This window comes from Methylocucumis oryzae (assembly GCF_000963695.1).
Taxonomy (GTDB): domain Bacteria; phylum Pseudomonadota; class Gammaproteobacteria; order Methylococcales; family Methylomonadaceae; genus Methylovulum; species Methylovulum oryzae.
This window is the reverse complement of sequence record NZ_LAJX01000055.1, coordinates 1-21,706: the sequence shown is the minus strand read 5'-3', so window position 1 is coordinate 21,706 and position 21,706 is coordinate 1. Positions and strand designations below refer to the sequence as shown.

The following is a 21,706-nucleotide window of genomic DNA, read 5'->3' as shown; positions in this document are numbered from 1 at the left end:
TGGAATCACTTCTTCCCGTTATAGTGTTATAACGTGGTTTCTATGAACGGCGTGTTTTTAACGACCTTATCCAACGTTAACAAAGTTTCTAATAATTCGCGCATTCTATGTATAGGCCATGAGTTAGGGCCATCGCTTTTAGCTTCTGCGGGATTAGGATGTGTTTCCATAAACAAACCGGCAATGCCAACAGCAACAGCGGCGCGCGCTAATACCGGCACAAATTCACGTTGTCCACCGGAACAACTGCCTTGACCACCGGGTAACTGCACCGAATGCGTGGCATCAAATACCACAGGACACCCCGTGTCGCGCATGACGGCCAATGAGCGCATGTCAGAAACTAAGTTGTTATAGCCAAACGATACACCGCGTTCACAAACCATAATTTGCTGGTTACCAGTCGCTTTAGCCTTATCAGCAACATTCGCCATATCCCAAGGTGCTAAAAATTGACCTTTTTTGATATTAACCGGTAAACCTTGGGCAGCGACGCTTTGGATAAAATTCGTTTGTCTACATAAAAAAACGCCGGGGTCTGCATAACATCGACCACCGCAGCGACTTCGTTTAACGGCGTGTCTTCATGTACATCGGTAAGCACAGGCACACCTAGCTGCTGCTTAACTTTTTCTAAAATAGCTAAGCCCGTTTCTAAACCCAAGCCTCTAAAGCTATTCATAGAAGAACGATTGGCTTTATCAAAAGAGCTTTTGTAAATAAAGGGAATATTCAGCGCTGTGGTCATTTCTTTTAATTGCCCAGCCGTATCTAGCGCTAATTGTTCGCTTTCTATTACACAAGGCCCGGCTATTAAAAATAATGGCTGATTCAAGCCGACTTCAAAACCGCATAATTGCATAGCATGTTTCCTAAAAATTAAAGAGTTGAGGATTGATGTTCGACAGCGGCTTTAACAAAGCCAGAAAATAACGGATGGCCTTTTCTTGGCGTTGAGGTAAATTCCGGATGAAATTGACAGGCTAAAAACCAACGGTGACTCGGTATTTCTATGACTTCAACCAGTCGTCCATCTAAAGACTTACCCGAAAACCGCATACCGGCTTGTTCTAATCGGTCCGTGTACGCGTTATTAAATTCGTAACGATGGCGGTGACGCTCGGTAATCACATCCTTTTGATACAGTGAATACGCAAGCGAGTTAGTCTGTAAATGGCATTGCTGACCGCCTAAACGCATAGAGCCGCCTAAATCGCAGTTCTCATCACGCGTTTCAACTTGCCCATCATCAGCCATCCATTCAGTAATTAAGCCAATCACTGGATGCGGCGATTTAGGCAAAAACTCGGTGCTGTGTGCACCTTCTAAACCGGCCACATCACGCGCAAATTCAATCACGGCCGCTTGCATACCCAAACAAATACCTAAATAAGGGATGTTATGCTCGCGAGCATAACGCACGGTAGCGATTTTACCTTCCACGCCGCGTTCGCCAAAACCACCTGGAACCAGAATCGCATCAACGGTTTTAAGCCTAGCGACCCCTTCATCTTCAATCACTTCTGAGTCGATATAAACGATATTTACTTTGGTGCGCGTATGAATACCGGCATGAATCAGCGCTTCATTAAGCGACTTATAAGCATCCGAATGGTCAACATATTTACCAACAATACCAATCGTCACTTCGGTCGTAGCGCTGGCCAATCCATTCAACACACTACGCCATTCGCTTAAATCGGCGGCAGGCACATCGAGTCTAAGCTTATTGACGACAATTTCATCTAAACCTTGTTCATGTAATATCAGAGGAATGCGATAAATAGAATCCGCATCGACCGCAGAAATGACGGCTTTTTCTTCAACGTTAGTAAACAAAGCAATTTTTTCTGCGCTCGCTTGCAGGAATAGGTTGCTCAGAGCGACAAATCAAAATATCGGGTTGTATACCTATGCTACGCAATTCCTTAACCGAATGTTGCGTAGGTTTGGTTTTAATTTCACCCGCTGAACGAATATAAGGTACTAGCGTTAAATGAATAAATAACGAACGCTCAGCACCTAACTCGAAACGCATTTGCCTAATGGCTTCTAAAAACGGCAATGATTCAATATCGCCTACCGTACCACCCACCTCAATTAGCGCTATATCGATTTGTGGCTCAGTTGAGCCAGGGCTTAATGAATTGTTGAGTTGCCCAGGCGCGCTTTTCAGCCCAGCACTTTGATAAACGCGGTTTTTTATTTCATCGGTAATATGTGGAATAACTTGCACCGTCGCGCCTAAATACTCGCCTTTGCGCTCGCGCTTTAGCACCGAATCGTAAACTTGTCCGGTAGTAAAGTTATTTTTCTTGGTCATCGTCGTTTTGAGAAAACGCTCATAATGACCTAAATCCAAATCGGTTTCCGCACCGTCTTCGGTAACAAACACTTCGCCGTGTTGAAACGGACTCATAGTGCCTGGATCGACGTTAATGTAAGGGTCTAATTTAGTCATCGTGACTTTTAAGCCGCGCGCTTCAAGAATAGCACCTAATGAAGAAGCCGCTATCCCTTTGCCCAGCGAGGAGACAACGCCGCCGGTAATGAAGATAAATTTTGTCATGTGGTTTGATACGAAACTGAGAAAAACAGGGGGCGTAAAGATAAGCTGTGCATTTTAATCGACTTGGCGCTATTCGTCATAAGACTTTAAGCGCTGTGATGGAATTTTTAAGCAAAACCTTGCCATATCACTCAGAGTCAGTTGATTCAGCAGCTTCTGCAGCAGGTTGTCTATTGAAGCTCGAAGCGGCCGCTTCGGCATGAAGCTTTTCTACCGTATCATTAAATTTAGAACGTTCTTGATTAACTGCGCCACTGATAGCCTGGCTGTCATCATTAGCTTCTTTAGTCAAACAATCAAAGTATTTTTGCGCTTGTAACTGCCAATCATTAATCGACTTTATACTGGCATTATAATCATCGATGCTACCGTTAGTTTCAAGCACAGGTGGCTCAGACAAGGTATTACAAGAACTTGCTGTCCATTGACCATTATTTAAGGTTCCTGCTAAGGCGACGTTAAATGAGCTTAATAAGGCGGTATATACGACTAATTTGCTTGCGATAGACATGACGGAACTCCAAAGAGAGAAGATATAAAGACAAGAATGGCAACTATTATTGTGGCTGGTAAGCACACATTCGTCTAGTCATAGGCAAAAGAAACCAGGATTGCTAATGCCTAGATGCTACGTCATGAGTATAATTGAAATTTATTTAATCTCAGAGAGCGTCCATGTCAGATATAGCGATTGCGCAACAAGCTAAAATGAAACCGATTATCGGCTTAGCCCATGAATTATTTGGGATAGCGGCTGAACATTTAGATCCCATTGGTCATTATAAGGCGAAGTTATCGTTAAATTATATCAACAGCCTACAAAATAAACCGGATGGTAAACTCATTTTAGTGACCGCGATTAGCCCTACGCCTGCCGGAGAAGGAAAAACCACGACTACAGTTGGTTTAGGTGATGCACTAAACCGTATTGGCAAAAAAACCATCATGTGCTTACGTGAACCGTCATTAGGCCCTTGTTTCGGCGTTAAAGGTGGCGCGGCAGGCGGTGGTTATGCGCAAGTCGTGCCTATGGAAGATATTAATCTACATTTCACCGGTGATTTTCATGCCATAGGTGTTGCACATAACTTATTATCAGCGCTGATTGATAACCATATCAACCACGGCAACGCCTTAGATATTGACCCAAGACGTATTCAATGGAAACGCGTGGTCGATATGAACGATAGAGCCTTACGCCATATTGTCGTAGGTATGGGCGGTGCCGCTAACGGCTATTTACGCGAAGATGGTTTTGACATTGTCGTGGCTTCTGAAGTCATGGCCATTTTATGCTTAGCCACCAGCTTAGCCGATTTAAAACAACGCTTAGGTCGTATTGTCATTGGCTATAAATCCGACAAAATAACACCGGTTTATGCCAGCGGCTTAAACGCACACGGCGCGATGGCGGCGTTATTAAAAGATGCGATAAAACCAAATTTTGTCCAAACCCTAGAAAACAACTTGGCGATTATTCATGGTGGGCCATTCGCCAATATCGCACATGGTTGTAACACGGTAACCGCGACTAAAACAGCGCTTAAATTAGCGGATTACGTCGTCACTGAAGCCGGTTTTGGCGCTGACTTAGGTGCCGAAAAATTCATTGATATTAAATGCCGAATGACCGGTTTAAAACCGTCAGCGGTGGTACTTGTCGCCACCATACGCGCATTAAAGTTTCATGGCGGCGTAGCTAAAGAGGTTTTAAATCAAGAAAACCTAAGCGCCTTAGAACAAGGCTTTAGTAATTTACAACGGCATTATCACAACATCACGCAGCATTACGGCTTGCCTTGCGTGATTTGCGTTAATCATTTTAGCTTTGATACCGAAGCGGAACTCAACTGGTTAAGCAATCGCTGTGCAGAATTAGGCGCCACCTGCGTTATTTCTAAACATTGGGCGCACGGCGGAGCGGGTGCTGAAGCGTTAGCGCAAGCCGTGGCGAACGTGGTTGATAATAATCCACCCACCATCAATTATGTTTACGATGATGAGTTAAGCTTATGGGACAAAATCACGACGATTGCCACCAAACTTTACGGTGCGGGTACCGTTACGGCAAGCGCTAAAGTCAAAGCGCAGCTAAAGGCTTGGCAAACGGATTACGGTCGTTTTCCTATCTGCATGGCTAAAACGCAAATGTCATTTTCCACCGACCCCAGCGCTAAAGGCGCACCTTCAGGCCATACCGTTGAAATCAGCGAAGTGCGCTTAGCCAATGGCGCGGGCTTTATTGTTGCTATTGCTGGCGACATGATGACAATGCCCGGTCTGCCTAAAATACCTGCCGCAGAGCGTATTGATATTGATGATGACGGACGAATTAGCGGTTTATTTTAAAGGACTACACACTTTAGTAGGGATAGGGGTATTTAGGGATGTATATACGGCGTCCTGAATACCCTGTCCTGCCTTACGTTGTTAGCCAAAACCAGTAACGATAACAAGGGGCTTAGATGACAGAAAAACAAATCGCTGTTCATGCGCAAGACGTGCAACCACGCGCGAAAAAATCGGCTTACCCAACGGCAATTACCGATAAAATCGGCGATTTATTAGCTGGCCGAGAAAAACGCGCACTCGGTGACGCATTCGGGTTAACAAATTTTGGCGTTAACCTAACCCGACTCGCACCTGGCGCACACTCCGCGTTACGTCATGCGCACGAAAAACAAGACGAATTTGTTTATATCATCCAAGGTTGCCCAACCTTGCAAACCGACGACGGCGATACGTTGTTACAACCCGGCATGTGTGCCGGGTTTCCCGCCGGCACCGGCAATGCGCATAGGATAATCAATCAAAGCACAGAAGATGTTTGGTATTTAGAAATCGGTGACCGAACGCTAGGCGATTGCGTCACCTACCCGGAAGAAGATTTAGAAGCTCGTAACCCAGAAGGAACCTGGCTATTTAGCAGAACAAACGGGCAGATTTATGAATAGGGTACACACAGGGCTTACCCTACGCTGTTAAAAGCCTACGACGTCCATTCTTAAACAAAAATCTCTGCTAAAAAAGCTCTTCATCGCTAACCAAGAGCGTTGATCGGCTAACGGTTTATACACAGTACCAAAATCAGGATTATTAGCCGCCGGGTTGGTAAACGCGTGCATAGTATGGCCAAACGTTAATAACTGCCAATCGGCACCGGCTTCGGTGAGTTCGCGTTCTAACGCAACGACCTGCTCAACGGGCACCATAGGGTCATCATGACCATGTATCGCTAATACTTTTGCATTAATCGGCGTACCTTGAATATTTTCAGCCGGCATGAATAAACCGTGAAAACTGACTACACCACGAATATCAACACCGGTACGCGCTAAATCTAATACGCACAGGCCGCCAAAACAAAAGCCAATCGCAGCGATTCTTCTGCTATCAACCCAAGGTAAATTCTTAACGGAGGTTAGCGCCGCCAGTATCCGCCGTTGTAACAACGCCCTATCATTGATAAAGGGTTGCATAAGCTTTGCGTTTTCTTCAGGCGTAGTCCCTAACACGCCTTTACCGTACATATCTAGCGCAAAACCGACATAACCCAGCTCGGCCAAACGCTGCGCTTTTTCAGCTACAAAGGCATCCCGCCCACCCCAGGCATGACTGATTAACACGGCAGGTCTCGGCCCGGATTGCGCATCATCGACAGCAAACAGCGCCTCTAACACAGTATCTTCATCTAAATAATTAACGGTATTACTAATAATCGCCATGTTATCCCCCTACTAAACACTGGCTATATAAGGCAGTTTGCGAACTTCTTGCAAATAGCTTAAAAAGCCTATTGACGCATCTTCAATTAAATCTAACACCCGCTCAAAACCAGCCGGGCCACCATAATAAGGGTCAGGCACTTCGCGTGTTTGGGTATTTAATGCAAATTCCAAAAATAAGCGTACTTTATGCTGATGATGACTAGGACACATTTGGCTTAGCAAGCTCATGTTATCGTCATCCATCGCTAAAATATAATCGAACGTCTCAAAATCCGCTTCAGACACGCGTCTAGCTCTTAAACATGAAATATCTATGTCACGTTCACGTGCAGCACGCTGTGCACGTAGATCGGGTGCATCACCGACATGATAAGCATGAGTTCCTGCCGAATCGACAACAAAGCGCTCCGCAATGCCTTTTTCATCAATTAGCTTAGTAAACACACCTTCAGCCGTGGGTGAGCGGCAAATATTACCCATACAAACAAATAATACATTGATTTTATTCATATTATTCCATATAAAAACAAAAGACAGTTTGATTAAACCTTAACACACAGAAATTCAACCAGCTCATAGGTTATATTTGCAACGTGTGGTGTGTCACAATCATCGAATTTAGACTAGACAACACCACCGAGGCTTTGTGAATTCATCTTATCGCACGACACCTTCTCGTTCAGCAACTATTCCCGAAGGTATTCCATTCATTATTGCTAATGAGCTGGCAGAACGTTTTAGTTATTATGGTATGCGCGCTATTTTAATAGTCTTCATGACGCATTATCTAGTCGATGCACACGGTCAACCAGATTTAATGTCGCCGGAAGCCGCCACCGCTTATTATCATTTATTCATTGCCATTACCTATTTGACACCATTTTTCGGTGCATTATTAGCCGACGGTTGCTTAGGCAAATATCGCACGATTATCCTTTTATCGTTAGTTTATTGCCTGGGTCATTTTGTCTTAGCACTCGATATTACGCGTACTGGTTTATTAGTAGGTCAAAGTTTAATCGCGTTAGGTGCGGGCGGGATTAAACCCTGTGTATCGGCACATTTAGGCGACCAATTTAGCGACAGCAACCAAGCTAAGCTTAATAGCGTGTTTAGCTGGTTTTATCTCGCAATTAATACTGGAGCATTTATCTCAATGCTATTAGTGCCTTGGTTACTCGAACACTATGGCGCAGCCGTTGCGTTTGCTTTGCCAGGTGTTTTAATGGCGCTAGCAACATTCATTTTTTGGTCAGGGCGTTATCGTTTCGTCCACATACCGGCTGCGGGGTTTAAGGCTATCTACGCTAGCTTAAAACATACCGGTACAACAACTGTTATTCCGTTACTTAGCATTTATGGCTTCATTGCCGTGTTTTGGTCATTATTCGATCAAATTGGCTCTGCATGGGTATTACAGGCTGAGCATTTACATAACCAAATCTTCGGCATCACACTATTACCCGCGCAATTACAAGCGGCTAATCCTTTGTTAATTATGTTATTAACGCCGTTGTTTTATCAGTGGCTTTATCCACGGCTTAATCACTATTGGCCTTTGACGTATATGAATAAAATGACTATCGGTTTATTTATCGCTGCCCTCGCATTTGCCTGGATAACCTGGGTTCAGCTACAGATTGACCATGGAATGATGCTGAGCATAGCGTGGCAATTACCGGCGTATGTATTATTAACCGCCGCAGAAATCATGATTTCGGTGACTTGCTTAGAATTTTCTTACACCCAAGCCCCTTATGCAATTAAATCGCTTATCATGGCATTTTATTTAGCTTCAGTTGGCGTAGGTAATTTACTGACCAGCTTATTAATTTTATACTTGAGCATAGCGCAAGCCCTACCTGGCTAACGGGGGCGACTTATTTTGGCTTATTTACCGGCTTAATGTTATTAACAGCACTCATCTTCAGCTTATATAGTCGGCGTTATACCGAGAAAACTTATTGGCATTCGACGCTAAGCCATGAATAATAGCGCAAAACTTTATCCTCTTCCTCTAGCAATTGGACGTATTAACCATGAAAAAAACCAAAGCAACCCCTGAATCCGACAAAAAACCTAGCAAAGTAAAAGCCGAAGCGCCTACGGTTACAGAAAAACCCAAAGCACCGGCCAAAAAACCAGCACCAGCACCGGCAGTTACCGAACCAGCACCGGAAGCCAGTATTGAAACCTCTACCCTACCCATGCCTGAACGCATTGGCTTAACGGCTGGCAATATCTGGCGCTACTTGTCCGCAAATGGCTCTTCCTCAGTCGCAAAGCTGGTCAGAGAATTAGAGGAAGAAGAAAAAGTCATACAACGCAGCATAGGTTGGCTAGCACAAGAAGATAAAATCACTTTAACGGTACAAGACCGCGTGGAAACGATTGCGTTGAAATAAGAGACTAGCAAAACCGAAGTAACACCCGCTTTTTGTTGGAGTCCAAAACATGTTTTGGACTCCAATATAAAGAGCTCACTACAATCTCTTGTTAATCACGCCCGATTTGTCAGCTATCAAGCGAGTTCAGATGCAAACCAGCATAGATTACTCAAAATTCAAAAAATCTCTGCGCCAATTGGAATTACAGTTTGCCAATTATCAAAACTCTGCACACCGTAAAGATTTATCGGAATTAGATAAAGAAGCCATAGCAGAATCAGTCATTCAACGCTTCGAGACTTGCTATGACTGCGTTTGGAAACATTTGAAACGCTATTTAATTGAAATCTTGGGACTGCCCGAAGTACCCAACAGCCCTAAGCCCATTTTCCGTATCGCCGCAGAAAACCTTTTACTTCAAGTAGCGACCGAACAATGGTTAAGTTACGCCGATGCACGTATTCAAACTGCTCATGATTATGATGGCGAAAAAGCGAAAATCGCTTTGGCACTCATGACCGATTTTATTGCCGATGCCACCCAGTTGTACCAAACCCTGACCGGAGAATCATGGTCATGACACCGATACTAGACCTAACGCCGACCCAGCAAGCGCTATTAATGCAATTGATGCAACAGTTTATACCCGGTATCCGCGTCTGGGCATTTGGTTCACGGGTAAAAGGCAACGCCCGCCCCAGTTCTGACCTCGATTTAGTGGTATTTAGCAAGCCGTCACAACGATCTCAAGTCTTTGCCTTGCAAGAAGCCCTAGAAGAAAGCAACTTGCCTTTTAACGTCGATTTATTGATTTGGGATGAAATTCCAGATAATTTTAAAACCACTATTCAAAACGGCTTTATCGAATTGGGCGTTAATGCTGCGCGTAAACGTTGAAGCTTAGTTATTCTGATTAACTGTTACTCTGCCCCCTTTTACATACCATTATTTAAGATTTTGATTTACTTCATGTGACGAATAGAGAAAACTTTCTAATGCTTTTTTCATCACGTCATTAAGAGACGTGTTGTCGCGGATGGATTTTAATGTTGCTTGCTTATGCAATTCTGGTGAAATCCTAACATTGAACTGACCTTTTAGAGGCTTTTGCGCTTCTCTGCCTAAATCTCGACACGTTTCTAAATAATCATCGACAGCATTTTGAAATTCTATTTGTAAATCTGCTGGGGTTGAGGCCTCGTAGGTAACGAGGTCATTAATGAAGAGTATTTTTCCCCTGCAAACCTGTCTATCGGTATCTATTTCCGCAGTACCTTCATACTCTTTGTATTTAAGAATATTCATACTATGTAACCCTATATAAATCCATAAGTTTTTAGATGTTCTATGACGTCTGCTATGCAGCCTTTATCAACATCTGGGGATGGATGAGGTTGGTGACAAATAATAAGAGCGTTTTTTTCTTTGTGATAAAACTTTCTGCGGGAACCACTACCTCTTTTTTCCTCATAGCCAAGATGCTCTAATACGCTTTTCAGTTCGTTCCACTTTATATCCGAAGAAGGCGGTGTCAAACAAAGTTTAGCAAGCGCCTTTTCATGCTTTGCCATAGCTTTTATCCAAAGAAATAATTTTTTGTAACTATAAAACGGTTACACATTCTCATTTATTCCCATACATAGTGTCAATTTTTTATTTAGCCACCTAACGTTACGGTAAGTCAGCTATGAGTAAGTGAAATAGCCGGGGTCAAAGTAATAAAGCAGCAATAAATTACTCTGACTCCAGTTATACCAGTTATTGACCGTGACGAACCCCGCTTTGAAGCCTTTTTAAATTGCCTTTAATAGAGCAACATCCTTACCGTAATTTCTGGGCTTGATGCTATTCAAAACTTTATTCTCAACTTCAGGTGTCCAATATATTTTGAGATTTTCCCTTGCTCGGGTGATTGCAGTATAGAAGATATTGTGAGTAATAAGTTCGTCGACTTCATCACTTATAACAATTTTAACAGAGTTATATTCCAAGCCTTGTGCCTTGTGAATCGAGATAGCATAAGCCACCTGAAACGGAACCACAGCCGAAGAAGTGCCATCGTCATCATCGTCAGTAGTTTTATATTTATCAACTGAAAATTGAATTACTGAATTTCCATCTGCTGAATTCTCTAGAAGACTTAAGCCATCGTAATTGTCAACATCCATCCCGTTAATAACCTTATCGAGTGCAATATCAAACTGAACTTGATTCTCCAAAATCGCTATCATAACGATTCTGCCTTTCATATTGTTATAAATCAGAGGAGCAAAACGCTCAGATTCATTAAACAATATCGGATCGTTTATTTTGTATAATTGAAGTCCCCACTGTATAGATTGATTCGGATTATTTTCCTGCAAAAAGCGGTTTATGTTGTTAATCCCATATAAGCCATCATAGTTTAAGCAAAGGATAATTTCGTCAGTCTCAGCGGGTTCAAAAATAGAAGCGTCCAAAGTAGTTGAATAACCTTGTTTTGTGAGAAGCTCTAGAATTGTTTCATCCATGTTTCGTACTCTATTCCACAATTCAAGTAGATATTGGCTGTTGCTTCTATACGGTTTTGTCAACTCAAATGTAGAAGTTACTGGAATGAAGCTACGAGCAATACTAAACCAATTTCCAAATTGAATTGATTCTATCTGAAAAATATCACCAACTAATACCAAAAGCTTAAAAGTTGCTTTTTCTAATATTAACCGCATATTTTGGTTGCTGACAGTACTACATTCATCAATAATCAGTAAATCATATTCTGTAGCCACTCGTTGCTTTTTTATAAACTTTGTAATTGTGGAAAAATTACAATTTGAAGCATTAACTCTTCTTTTTAGATTATCAACAGCTGGATTGGTGTTCGCCAAAAATAGCTTACTTTTATCAGAAAAGAAATGAGAGATATGATTGATCAGCGTAGATTTACCAGTACCAGCAGAACCGTATATTACTGCTACTCTTGATTTTTCAAACATATGAACAAGAGCTTTCTTTTTGTCGTCGCAGTCAATTATGTGAACATTTGATTGAAGCCAAGCATTGACAGAATTAGCGTAATTTGAAACGCCGCTATTTGCTAATTCGTTCAGTTTATCAATGATAAATTTTGTGTCATCCTTGTATTCTTTGATATATACATGATCTTTATATATCTCCAATTTGCGCCCTTGATGTTTATGATATAAGGCATTGTTGTATGTATCGATAACATTTTGGAAATCATCAAAGCCAGGCATATCCTTAATAGCAGTAAATAGTTGACCGTTAATTTCTGTATTATTTTTGATCATCCTCGCAAATATTTCATGTTTTCTATTTGAAGAATTTATACAATCAAATACATCCCAAAGTTTAGGATTGTGTCCTATCAATGACGAATTGAAAGGCATATCGTCAAATGGAATGCAACTAAGCTTAAATGGAGATTAGATAAGCGCCTATTGATGCTATCAAGCTGACTTTTTATAACGCCATTATTCAAGTGATAAAGTAAATATCTCATTACATTACTACCGGCTTTATTATTTATTATGATATTACGGCATTGATCGAGTACATCAAAAAAGCCAGTTGCGTTTTCGTACGGGATAATGCTCAGTTTGACATTCTGAAAATATTCATCGGGTAAGTCTACAATATCAACTAAGCTAAACCCCGTATCTGTTAAATATCTCATTAATTTACGGTATTCAGTATTGCTTCGATTTATATCCAGATGATAGTTAGTGATGCGAGAAAAGTTGTTAATCTCGCATGGTCGAATCGACGTTTTCCCAATTGATGATGATAAATATAGACATGGTTTGACCGAGAATATTAATAGTGTCATCAATCAGAGATAGCCTTACTGCATAATAACGGGAGATGTCTAAAGTGGTAAAGGCAATGACTCGGTCAAACTTGCTTGCTTTTTCGCTAGCAGGTGTAAATGTAACCTCATAATAAATCTTCTGACTTACAAAAAACGGTTTGATTTTATGTATATAAAATATGTCAGCTCTTGTATTTCTTTGATCGGCAGAGCTATGCCAATTTACTTTTTCGGCAATTTTCTCTTGATATTTTTTAAGGGTAGAATCTGTGTTGATAGGAAACTTATCCAGATTTTCTAAAACCTCAAGTGAATACTCGGCTTTCAAGAAAGCCTTGGTTCTAAGAAGGTACTCATAATATTTCAACATTAACCGTTCTGAACTTTCCTCTTCAAGGGTATAGTGAGATGTCGAGATTTGTAGGAAGTCATGGAACTTCCGCAGAAATTTCAGATTCCCCCTTGTTTTCACAAACAAAATTGATTTACAAATATTGTCATAATTGTCGTCAACATCCAGAACTTTTAATTCTGTAACGGCGTATATTTTAAGCATTGTATGCTCTACGAAGTTTCGCAGGTGAGCCAAAATCGTTTGGGAAAGGAAACCCCTTTCTGAAGAATCAAACTTGTTGATACTGTCGCAAATAGTCTTATTTATGACCAATATTTGACGGTCTATCTTATAAAGTGCAGTGGATGGATCTGGCACTAAAATTTCTCCTTTTTTTGTTGCCTTCTAATACGAAGCAGGATTCTCCTGTAGATAAGGCATTGAAAGTCCTGGCCAGAAACCAGGAGACGGCTAATGTTAATCAGACACCATTTTAAATGTTACGGATTACACACTCATCGGTGTGTTTTACGATTAGTGCTTATTTTTTCTTAACGATATTACTGCACACTATAGATGTTAGCAATATTTTTATAGCCTGAGTTATACATTGACACCCGCCATCTAAGCAGCTTAATTAGGCTTGTACGCTTGTAAATAATTACAGCACTTAATGTGCCTGCTCCCAATTCGCCCCTACGCCTATATCAACCACCAGCGGCACCGATAATACTGCAGCAGAACTCATCAGTTCTCGAATCGTTGCAATGCTTTTGTCTAATACTGACTCGGCGACTTCAAACACTAACTCATCATGCACTTGCATAATCATTTTTGCATCAGACTGAGTCGAAGTTAGCCACTGGTCACAGGCTAACATCGCACGCTTGATAATATCTGCCGCCGTGCCTTGCATGGGCGCGTTAATGGCGGTGCGTTCGGCGTATTGACGTAAGGCAGCATTTTTAGCGTTAATGTCCGGCAAGTATAAGCGCCGACCAAACAAGGTTTCGACATAGCCTTGGGTACGCGCCAGTTCGCGCGTCGAATCCATATACTGTTTAACCCCCGGATAACGGTCAAAATACATGTCGATATAGGTTTGTGCCTGAGCGCGGGTAATACCGAGTTGCTGAGCCAGTCCAAACGATGACATGCCGTAAATCAATCCAAAATTAATCGCTTTTGCCGAGCGTCTTAAGTCTTGTGTCACGCGTTCAGGCTCAACGCCGAAGACTTCGGCTGCAGTCGCTTTATGCACATCTAAGCCCGCGCTAAATGCATGTAATAAGCCCGCATCAGCGGATAAATGCGCCATGATACGCAATTCGATTTGCGAGTAATCGGCGGCGACTAACTGATAACCCGCTGGAGCAATAAACGCTTGCCGAATTTTCCGGCCTTCTTCGCTACGAATGGGAATGTTTTGTAAATTAGGGTCTGACGACGATAAACGCCCGGTAGCGGCGACTGCTTGATGGTAAGAGGTGTGAATGCGCCCGGTTTTGGCATCCACTTGTTGCGGCAGTTTATCGATATAGGTTGACTTCAATTTGCTTAAAGACCGATAGTCCAAAATTGCTTTGGGCAATGGGTAACTAAGCGCTAATTCTTGTAACACGGATTCATCAGTAGAAGGCTGACCTTTAGGCGTCTTTTTTAACACGGGCAGTTTTTGTTGCTCGTAAAGAATATCTTGAATTTGCTTGGGCGAGCCTAGGTTAAACGGCTGCCCGGCTAAGTCGTGCGCATGTCGCTCTAAGGCAATAATTTGGTCAGATAACTCTAAGCTTTGTTTGGCCAGCATATCGGTGTCGAGCAACACACCGTTGCGCTCTATTCTCGCCAACACGCTTATTAACGGTATTTCTAACTCGGTATAAAGTTGGTGCAATTTAGCGTGTTGGCTTAATTTCTGTTGTAACACGCGATGTAAACGCAAAGTTATATCCGCATCTTCTGCCGCATAAGGTGTGGCCTGCTCTATTGGCACATCAGCAAAACCGATTTGCTTAACACCTTTGCCCGTCACCGATTCATACGCTATGGTCGTGATACCTAGATAATATTTGGCTAAATCATCCATGTTATGTCGGCTAGCCGTGCTATTTAGCACATAAGAGGCTAGCATGGTGTCGTGCGCAATACCGCGTAATTGAATGCCATGATTAGCTAAGACATGACTGTCGTATTTTAGATTTTGCCCTAACTTTAAGTGCTCAGGACTTTCTAATAACGGCTTTAGCGCGGTCAGTAATTGATCGCGGTTAAGTTGTTCAGGTACGCCAGGATAGTCATGCGCTAACGGCACATACGCAGCCTTGCCAGACGTCACAGCAAACGAAACACCAACGATTTCGGCGGTCATGTAATCTAAACTGGTGGTTTCAGTATCAAACGCAAAGACCGGTGCCTGCATTAATTCGTGTAGCCAAGTATCGAACTGCTGTTGTGTTAATACGGCTTCATAGTCTGGTATTAAGCTGTCCTCGACTAAACTGGCTTGTACAGGTGTTGTGACTAACGGCTGTTGATTTAAGGTTTTCAACCACGACGAAAAACCAAGCTGAGTTAAAAGTTCAGTTAATCTAGCGGTATCAATGGCTTGCTTTTTTAAATCATCTAATGCATAAGGCAAAGCCAAATCAACCTGTATGGTCGCTAATTGTCTGGATAACACCAGTTGCTCGATACTCGCGCGTAGGTTATCGCCTATTTTGCCTTTAATCTCATTAGCGTGAGCCAGCAAGTTGTCGATAGTGCCGTATTGTTCTAACCACTTAGCGGCTGTCTTAGGGCCAACCTTGGGCACACCTGGGATATTGTCCACGCTATCGCCAATTAAGGCTAAATAGTCGATGATTTGTTCTGGCTTAACGCCAAATTTAGCAACCACACCGGCCACGTCCATACGCGTGTCGGACATGGTGTTTTCTAACATGATTTGCTCATTAACCAGTTGCGCCATATCCTTATCGCCGGTAGAAATGACCACTTGAAATCCGGCTTGCGCGGCTTTTATTGCCAAACACCCTAACACATCATCAGCCTCAACACCGTCATGGCTAATCAATGGTAATCCCATGGCGCGAATTAATTCATGCAATGGCTGAATTTGCACGCGCAAGTCATCAGGCATAGGCGGCCTATGCGCTTTGTATTCGGCGTATAATTCGTGCCTAAAGTTTTTTGCCCGGCGCATCAAACACTACGGCAAAATACTCGGTTTGATATTCGGCTAATAATTTGCGCAGCATGTTCGACACACCATAAACCGCATTGGTAGGCTCGCCCTCAGGGCTAGTTAACGGTGGTACCGCATGAAAGGCTCTGAATAAAAACGACGAACCATCGATAAGCACGACTTGCTTGTTTGTTTCAGACATAAGTTGAATGGCTACGAATTGATAGTGAAATGAAGGGTATAACGGCGCGGTCAACGCCTTAAGTGCGGTTGCAGTGTAACAAAAACTTGACTAAATCTGAAAACCTTTTAGAATACGCGATTCCTAAAACGGAGCGGTAGTTCAGTTGGTTAGAATACCGGCCTGTCACGCCGGTGGTCGCGGGTTCGAGCCCCGTCCGCTTCGCCATTCCCCGTCTTTATGGTCGTAATACCAACTACGCCCATACACCTAGCTAACATAACACAGCGCATACCTCCATCTCTTATCAAGCACGTTAAGCATGGCCAGACGAAGTGAACATAGTCAGGAACAAATTCGAGAAATGGTCTTATCAGCAGCAGAGAAAATTGTTGTTGAACGCGGCTTTGATGGCTTAACCATGCGCAGAATCGCCGGCAGAATAGGTTATACCGTAGGTAGTATTTATATGGTATTTCAAAATATGGCCGATTTAGTGCTGCACATCAACGCACTAACGTTAGATCAAATGGCTGAGCAACTTAAACACGCCGTACTGACTGACGAAGAAACCTATCTTGAGCTGTACGCAAAAACCTATTTGCACTATGCGCACAACAACTTAAACCGGTGGCGATTAATTTTTGAGTTTCGCCTTCCCGACGAAGCCGAAGTACCCACATGGTATCAAGCTAAAGTTGATGCTATTTTCAAACACGTCGAAGAACAATTTACTGCATTATCTGAGCACGCTAGCGAAGATGAGAAACGTCAAGCAGCGCGCACGTTATGGGCTGGTGTTCATGGTGTTTGCTCGCTCTCGCTCAACGGCACCCTAGGAACAGTGGGCATTAACGACGTTGACACCTCCGTCGTGCTGCTTACGCGAAGCTTTTTACTAGGCTGGACACAAAAGCACAAAAGCTAAAAAGACTACACACTTAAGATGGGACAGGGCGTTTAGAGCGACAGAAAACTGCTCCCGGCGTTTTCTGCATTCACCACATCCTTGTAGCTTCAGGTGTCGGCAGCATGGATGCTGCCGCCAAGCCTACAGGGACGTATTTACGACGTCCTCGGCAACTACTCCTGCGTTGCCCTACTACACGCAATCCCTGGCGTTATGCGTTCTGAATGGCCTGTCCCGTCTTAAGTTGGTAACCGCTAAAAAGGATTTTTCCAGCAAACGACTTGGTTACGACCATTATTTTTTGCCATGTATAACGCTTGATCGCTGGCGTTTAATAAATCCGTGAGCGTCCAACCCGTTAAACATTCGCTTAAACCAATTGATATAGTCAGATTAATTGAGTCGGTATCATTTATCGGCATAGGCGTTTTTTGAATACGCTTGCGTAACCGCTCTGCCGAAGCCTGTCCTTCTACTAATAAAGTCGCGGGCATCATAACGACAAACTCTTCCCCACCATAGCGCGCTAACAAATCGGTCGCGCGTATGTCAGTTTGCATTAAGATTGCAATATGCTTCAATACCTGGTCACCCACTGCATGTCCGAAGCCGTCATTAACTTTTTTGAAAAAATCGACATCAATAATCATGAGCACGACAGGCTGACCTATCCGCATCGATAACTCTAATTGCTGCGGAAAAATATCCATCAACCAATTACGATTGTGTAAACCCGTTAAGGTATCTGTCTCAGCGCGAACCCGGTATTCGTGCAATAACCCTAAACTAGACTCTAACAGCTCACTTTTATCACGCGTGCGCGTTGCCATAATGCGTAATAAATTCAACGCAGCCATGGGATAAGCACAAAGAAAACGCCATAACTCATCGCGCTGTATCGCCAAATACCGGCTATTATGCGTCGCAATAACATGTGAGCTAGGTCGTTGATCATCTAAAATCGACAACTCACCAACACATTGCCCTGGAAATATTCGTGCTAATGGACGATTAGACGTTGCCGAAATTGTTACAACCCATTCGCCTTCCAGCAATATCAGCAGCTCCTTATTATCTTTCATAGGCGATAATAGGATTTGCCCTATGGTAATTTCTCTAATCGACCAATGCTGCATAAACGGATACGCAGTCGTTAAATCAATACCTTTAAACAACGGTGAATTGCTTAATACCTGGCTTTCTGCCGGTGTGAATAGAGTCGTTTCAATCATGTGAGTTTATGTGTCGTAATGACCGGGTGTATTCGCCTGAACGCGCGTACGCAACCCTATAGAAACAGTAAAAGTGCCTGCTAAAACTAAAAAACCTAATGCCATCATGGCTTCTATCGGATCTACGCCTTTAGATGCGGCTAGGCTATAACAGCCTACACCTAATAACATACCGATATTATTAAAAAAACCTTGCAAAGCAACCGCCCGGCCACTACCTATGCTGTGCTTACCTAATTCTTGTAAGCGCGCATTAACTGGGACGATAAACATACCACCCAACATGCCGATAAACAACAACACGATACGCGCAGGCCATAAACTATCGGTTAAACCTAAACCAACAATAAACATCGCCATAATATACGCAGGAATGCGGGCGCGCGCTAATTTTTCCAGAGGTATTAACCGTGGCACAATAGCCGAACCGCCCACAATACCGATTGCTAAGAAAAACGTCAACTCTGCGATTTCCGTCGCGTTTTTTGACAACAACACCAACGGCGCCCAAGCGATTAAAATCACACGTAATGTTGCGGCGGCCAACCAAAACAAACCACCACCTAAAATGGCAAACGTCGAACCTCTAATTTTGAAAAACAGCTTAATTTCCCGTGCAAACGCGATAATTTTTGCATCTTTAGTTGGTTTTCTAATGTTACCTGCCGGCAACACCACAGTTAATACGGCGGATAAAACATAAAAAACCGCGCACCCACCTAACGCTATCGGTATAGAATAATCGGCAACTTTGGCTCCAACCACCATACCTAGCAAAATCGCTAAAATCGTCGAGCCTTCCATAAGACTATTCGCTTTCACCAAATAATGATGCTCAGCGAGTTCTGGCAAAATACCATATTTAACCGGGTTATAGGTCGCAGCACCTAAGCCAACGATGCTATAAGCGATAATAGGCTCGACATGACTTAGCAACAACACCGCGCCAACCGCTTTAATCAAATTCGCGACTAATAATACGCGCGGCTTGGCATGAGTATCGGCAATTTCACCCGCCCAAGGCGCTAATATCACATAAGCCACAGTAAATGCACTTTGCACCGCTGGAATATACCAAGTTTCCGCGTGTCCCGCCTTCATCACAATCGCAATAACACTGAACAACAACGCATTATCGGCAAAAGCCGATAGAAACTGCGCCACCAACAACGGGTAAATTAATTTGCTCATATCAAAACCATTAGCTTGTTAACTGTTTGGCCAAATCCGTAATGGCTGGATAATTCATCTTACCGCTCGCCAATACAGGGATAGCCGCAACGACCAGAATTTTTTTAGGTAATAAAATTGACGCAACACCAGGGTTATGCGCTATTAATTCTGCTAAGGTGGCACCTTGCTGCGTAGTCAATAAGAAGATTTGCTCGCCTTTTTTCACATCCGCCAAACTCGCTGCAGCGTGCATAGCATTAGGCCAGGTTTTGCTAGCTAATTGCTCAACTGCGGTTAATGACACCATTTCACCACCGACTTTAGCAAAGCGTTTGCTGCGGCCACGAATACTGACAAAACCTTCTTCATCGATATGAGCAATATCACCGGTATCATACCAGCCTTTACCATAGATAGATTCAGTCGGAACTAACACACCTGGCGCACTGGCTAATAAATAACCTAACATGATATTTGGCCCATATAAGTGTAAACGCCCCGCATCTTCAATACCATCAACGGGCTCTAAATGATGCTCCATTGCCGGTAATAATCGCCCAACCGTACCCGCCTTATAATCCATAGGCGTATTAACGGCGGCAACCGGCGCTGTTTCGGTCGCACCATACCCTTCTAAAATCCTTATACCAAATTTATCCATCCAAACTTGCCGAGTGGTTTCCTGCAATTTTTTCCGCACCAGCTACCACATAACGCACATTATAAAAATCATACGGGTGTGCTTTTTTTTGCATAAGCCGCAAAAAAAGTATTGGTACCAAATAAAATCGTCGCGCTAATTTCATAGGCAATTTCAGGAATCACGGCGTAATGCAGTGGCGTTGGATAGAAAAATACTTTCATCCCCGCCATAACCGGCAATAACGTCGCGACGGTAAAGCCAAACGAATGGAACATTGGCAAATAATTCAACACCACATCTTGCGGCGTAAAACTAATTCTTGCCGCGACTTGCTGATGATTGGCCAACACATTGCTATGCGATAACACCACGCCTTTAGGCAAACCTTCAGAACCCGAAGTAAACAATACAACGGCGGGGGCATCCGACTTATCAGCATCACGGTCATACCAAATATCAGTGGTTTTCGCTAAACACAAGGCCTTGAGCTTATCCTGCCAAGACAACGATGCGGCTAAATCTTCTAAATACACTAAGCGCGTTTGCTGACTTAATAATTCAGCCTCTAACTCAAGCTTAGCCATTTCAATAAATTTGCGTGAAGTTAACACCGTATTCACTTGTGCAATTTGGCAGGCAGACACCATACCCGCAGCGCCAGTTGAAAAATTCAACATTGCTGGAATGCGCTTTAAATACTGCAACGCCAACACCACATACAAGGTTTTAGTCGAATTAGGCAACATAACCCCGACATACTCACCGGGTTGGGTCATCGCGTTTAGCAAGCTACTTAATGCCAATGTACGCGTCACTACCTGGTCATAAGTCACCGGGTTGCGTTCTAAATCTTCAGCAATCACATGACTACCGCCATGAATTGCGCGCGCTTCTAATAAACAAGAAAAAATACTTTGCTGATAATGGCTGGTTTTAAACATCATATCGGTCATGATGTCAGCCAAAATATGACCTGATAATTTACGACGGTTTTTACCGGTTAATTCTCTATGCTCAGGAATCGTCGCGGGCGGCAAAATATGCATAGTAATTTTCGGAAACAAACGCAAACGTACAATATTACGCAATTTAGAAAAATGGCTGTATTGCGTACCTTCAAAGCGAATGGGTAAAACCTTAGCCCCCGATTTCTCGGCCACTAAGCCAGGCCCGTCATAAATTTTCATTAACGAACCTGTTTCTGTGAGTCGCCCTTCGGGGAAAATGACTGTTTTACTGTCTTTTTGCAAATGATGTATTAAATCTTTTAACGACAACGGGTGCGTAGGATCCATTCTAAACACTTGTGACAAGCCTAAAAACGGCTTTAACCACCAACGCTCAGATATATGCGTATTAATCGCAAACGTCACCTTGTCGGGCAAAAACACACCTAATAACAACGCATCTAAAAAACGACGTATGGTTGGCAATGATTAACACGCGCGGTCCAGCTTGGTAATAATGCTCTAAACCCACGACCTCAACCCGATAAAGCAGCTTTAATAAATGATATAAAAAATTTCTTTAACATGATATGACTCACAAAAAAAA

The 21,706-nt window shown here is 43.0% G+C and carries 18 protein-coding genes, 1 tRNA gene and 3 pseudogenes; 8 read left to right on the top strand and 14 right to left on the bottom strand.

All coding sequences use genetic code 11. The features are described from left to right. Positions 1–26 precede the first annotated feature (26 nt). From kdsA to VZ94_RS06415, 3 genes and pseudogenes are all read right to left on the bottom strand, one after another. Positions 27–862, bottom strand: a pseudogene (gene kdsA, locus VZ94_RS06425) (3-deoxy-8-phosphooctulonate synthase). 17 nt (positions 863–879) lie between these two features. Next, positions 880–2,569 (bottom strand): annotated as a pseudogene (gene pyrG / locus VZ94_RS06420) (CTP synthase). Positions 2,570–2,696: 127 nt separating this feature from the next. Then, positions 2,697–3,080, bottom strand: coding sequence for a hypothetical protein (locus VZ94_RS06415; RefSeq protein WP_045778606.1), 384 nt, complete (start codon positions 3,078–3,080; stop codon positions 2,697–2,699). A gap of 164 nt (positions 3,081–3,244) precedes the next feature. Here VZ94_RS06415 and VZ94_RS06410 point away from each other — a divergent pair, with 164 nt between their 5' ends. Both VZ94_RS06410 and VZ94_RS06405 read left to right on the top strand, forming a co-directional pair. Then, a complete protein-coding gene (locus VZ94_RS06410; protein ID WP_045778605.1) occupies positions 3,245–4,918 on the top strand; it encodes a formate--tetrahydrofolate ligase in 1,674 nt (557 codons plus the stop codon). Positions 4,919–5,034: 116 nt separating this feature from the next. After that, positions 5,035–5,523: a cupin domain-containing protein gene (locus VZ94_RS06405; RefSeq protein WP_045778604.1), complete on the top strand. Its 489-nt coding sequence runs from the start codon at positions 5,035–5,037 to the stop codon at positions 5,521–5,523. 27 nt (positions 5,524–5,550) lie between these two features. Here VZ94_RS06405 and VZ94_RS06400 read toward each other — a convergent pair whose 3' ends face one another. Both VZ94_RS06400 and VZ94_RS06395 read right to left on the bottom strand, forming a co-directional pair. Next, positions 5,551–6,294: a dienelactone hydrolase family protein gene (locus VZ94_RS06400; protein ID WP_045778603.1), complete on the bottom strand. Its 744-nt coding sequence runs from the start codon at positions 6,292–6,294 to the stop codon at positions 5,551–5,553. 12 nt (positions 6,295–6,306) lie between these two features. Then, positions 6,307–6,807 carry a low molecular weight protein-tyrosine-phosphatase gene (locus tag VZ94_RS06395; protein ID WP_045778602.1) on the bottom strand — a complete coding sequence of 167 codons (501 nt, stop codon included), beginning with the start codon at positions 6,805–6,807 and terminating at the stop codon, positions 6,307–6,309. Between the two features lie 136 nt (positions 6,808–6,943). Here VZ94_RS06395 and VZ94_RS06390 point away from each other — a divergent pair, with 136 nt between their 5' ends. The 4 genes from VZ94_RS06390 (at position 6,944) to VZ94_RS06375 (ending at position 9,581) form a co-directional block, all read left to right on the top strand. Beyond that, positions 6,944–8,167 (top strand): POT-type proton-dependent oligopeptide transporter, encoded by a 1,224-nt coding sequence (locus VZ94_RS06390; RefSeq protein WP_239649687.1) that lies wholly within the window; start codon positions 6,944–6,946, stop codon positions 8,165–8,167. 169 nt (positions 8,168–8,336) lie between these two features. Next, positions 8,337–8,702, top strand: a complete 366-nt coding sequence (locus VZ94_RS22320; protein ID WP_052700266.1) for a winged helix-turn-helix domain-containing protein — start codon at positions 8,337–8,339, stop codon at positions 8,700–8,702. Positions 8,703–8,832: 130 nt separating this feature from the next. Further along, positions 8,833–9,264: a nucleotidyltransferase substrate binding protein gene (locus tag VZ94_RS06380; RefSeq protein ID WP_045778601.1), complete on the top strand. Its 432-nt coding sequence runs from the start codon at positions 8,833–8,835 to the stop codon at positions 9,262–9,264. Further along, the gene (locus VZ94_RS06375; protein ID WP_045778600.1) at positions 9,261–9,581 is read left to right on the top strand and encodes a nucleotidyltransferase family protein; all 321 of its coding nucleotides are present in this window, start codon (positions 9,261–9,263) and stop codon (positions 9,579–9,581) included. The genes VZ94_RS06380 and VZ94_RS06375 overlap by 4 nt, the downstream gene beginning before the upstream one ends. Before the next feature lie 48 nt (positions 9,582–9,629). On the opposite strand, the gene VZ94_RS06370 is transcribed toward VZ94_RS06375, so the two are convergent. The 5 genes and pseudogenes from VZ94_RS06370 to polA all read right to left on the bottom strand — a co-directional run bounded on the left by VZ94_RS06370 (position 9,630) and on the right by polA (position 16,215). Then, positions 9,630–9,989, bottom strand: a complete 360-nt coding sequence (locus VZ94_RS06370) for a type II toxin-antitoxin system HicB family antitoxin (RefSeq protein WP_045778599.1) — start codon at positions 9,987–9,989, stop codon at positions 9,630–9,632. Between the two features lie 11 nt (positions 9,990–10,000). Next, the gene (locus tag VZ94_RS06365) at positions 10,001–10,255 is read right to left on the bottom strand and encodes a type II toxin-antitoxin system HicA family toxin (RefSeq protein ID WP_045778598.1); all 255 of its coding nucleotides are present in this window, start codon (positions 10,253–10,255) and stop codon (positions 10,001–10,003) included. A 222-nt stretch (positions 10,256–10,477) separates the two neighbouring features. Further along, the gene (locus tag VZ94_RS26850) at positions 10,478–11,974 is read right to left on the bottom strand and encodes an ATP-dependent DNA helicase (RefSeq protein ID WP_204369065.1); all 1,497 of its coding nucleotides are present in this window, start codon (positions 11,972–11,974) and stop codon (positions 10,478–10,480) included. 453 nt (positions 11,975–12,427) lie between these two features. Then, the gene (locus VZ94_RS26845; protein ID WP_204369064.1) at positions 12,428–13,051 is read right to left on the bottom strand and encodes a hypothetical protein; all 624 of its coding nucleotides are present in this window, start codon (positions 13,049–13,051) and stop codon (positions 12,428–12,430) included. A gap of 448 nt (positions 13,052–13,499) precedes the next feature. Then, positions 13,500–16,215, bottom strand: a pseudogene (polA, locus tag VZ94_RS22315) (DNA polymerase I). Positions 16,216–16,345: 130 nt separating this feature from the next. On the opposite strand from polA, the gene VZ94_RS06345 reads away from it, so the two are divergent. Both VZ94_RS06345 and VZ94_RS06340 read left to right on the top strand, forming a co-directional pair. After that, positions 16,346–16,422, top strand: a tRNA-Asp gene (locus VZ94_RS06345). A gap of 94 nt (positions 16,423–16,516) precedes the next feature. Next, positions 16,517–17,122 carry a TetR/AcrR family transcriptional regulator gene (locus VZ94_RS06340; RefSeq protein WP_045778596.1) on the top strand — a complete coding sequence of 202 codons (606 nt, stop codon included), beginning with the start codon at positions 16,517–16,519 and terminating at the stop codon, positions 17,120–17,122. A 236-nt stretch (positions 17,123–17,358) separates the two neighbouring features. On the opposite strand, the gene VZ94_RS06335 is transcribed toward VZ94_RS06340, so the two are convergent. Genes VZ94_RS06335 through VZ94_RS31725 form a run of 4 tightly spaced genes read right to left on the bottom strand, consistent with a single transcriptional unit; the run spans position 17,359 to position 21,585 of the window. Further along, a complete protein-coding gene (locus tag VZ94_RS06335) occupies positions 17,359–18,336 on the bottom strand; it encodes a GGDEF domain-containing protein (RefSeq protein ID WP_045778595.1) in 978 nt (325 codons plus the stop codon). A 6-nt stretch (positions 18,337–18,342) separates the two neighbouring features. Further along, complete coding sequence (gene lplT, locus VZ94_RS06330) at positions 18,343–19,527, bottom strand: lysophospholipid transporter LplT (protein WP_045778594.1); 1,185 nt, start codon at positions 19,525–19,527, stop codon at positions 18,343–18,345. 10 nt (positions 19,528–19,537) lie between these two features. After that, positions 19,538–20,209, bottom strand: a complete 672-nt coding sequence (locus VZ94_RS31730) for an AMP-binding protein (protein ID WP_338040270.1) — start codon at positions 20,207–20,209, stop codon at positions 19,538–19,540. Positions 20,210–20,238: 29 nt separating this feature from the next. Beyond that, the gene (locus VZ94_RS31725) at positions 20,239–21,585 is read right to left on the bottom strand and encodes an AMP-binding protein (RefSeq protein WP_338040269.1); all 1,347 of its coding nucleotides are present in this window, start codon (positions 21,583–21,585) and stop codon (positions 20,239–20,241) included. Between the last annotated feature and the right edge of the window lie 121 nt (positions 21,586–21,706).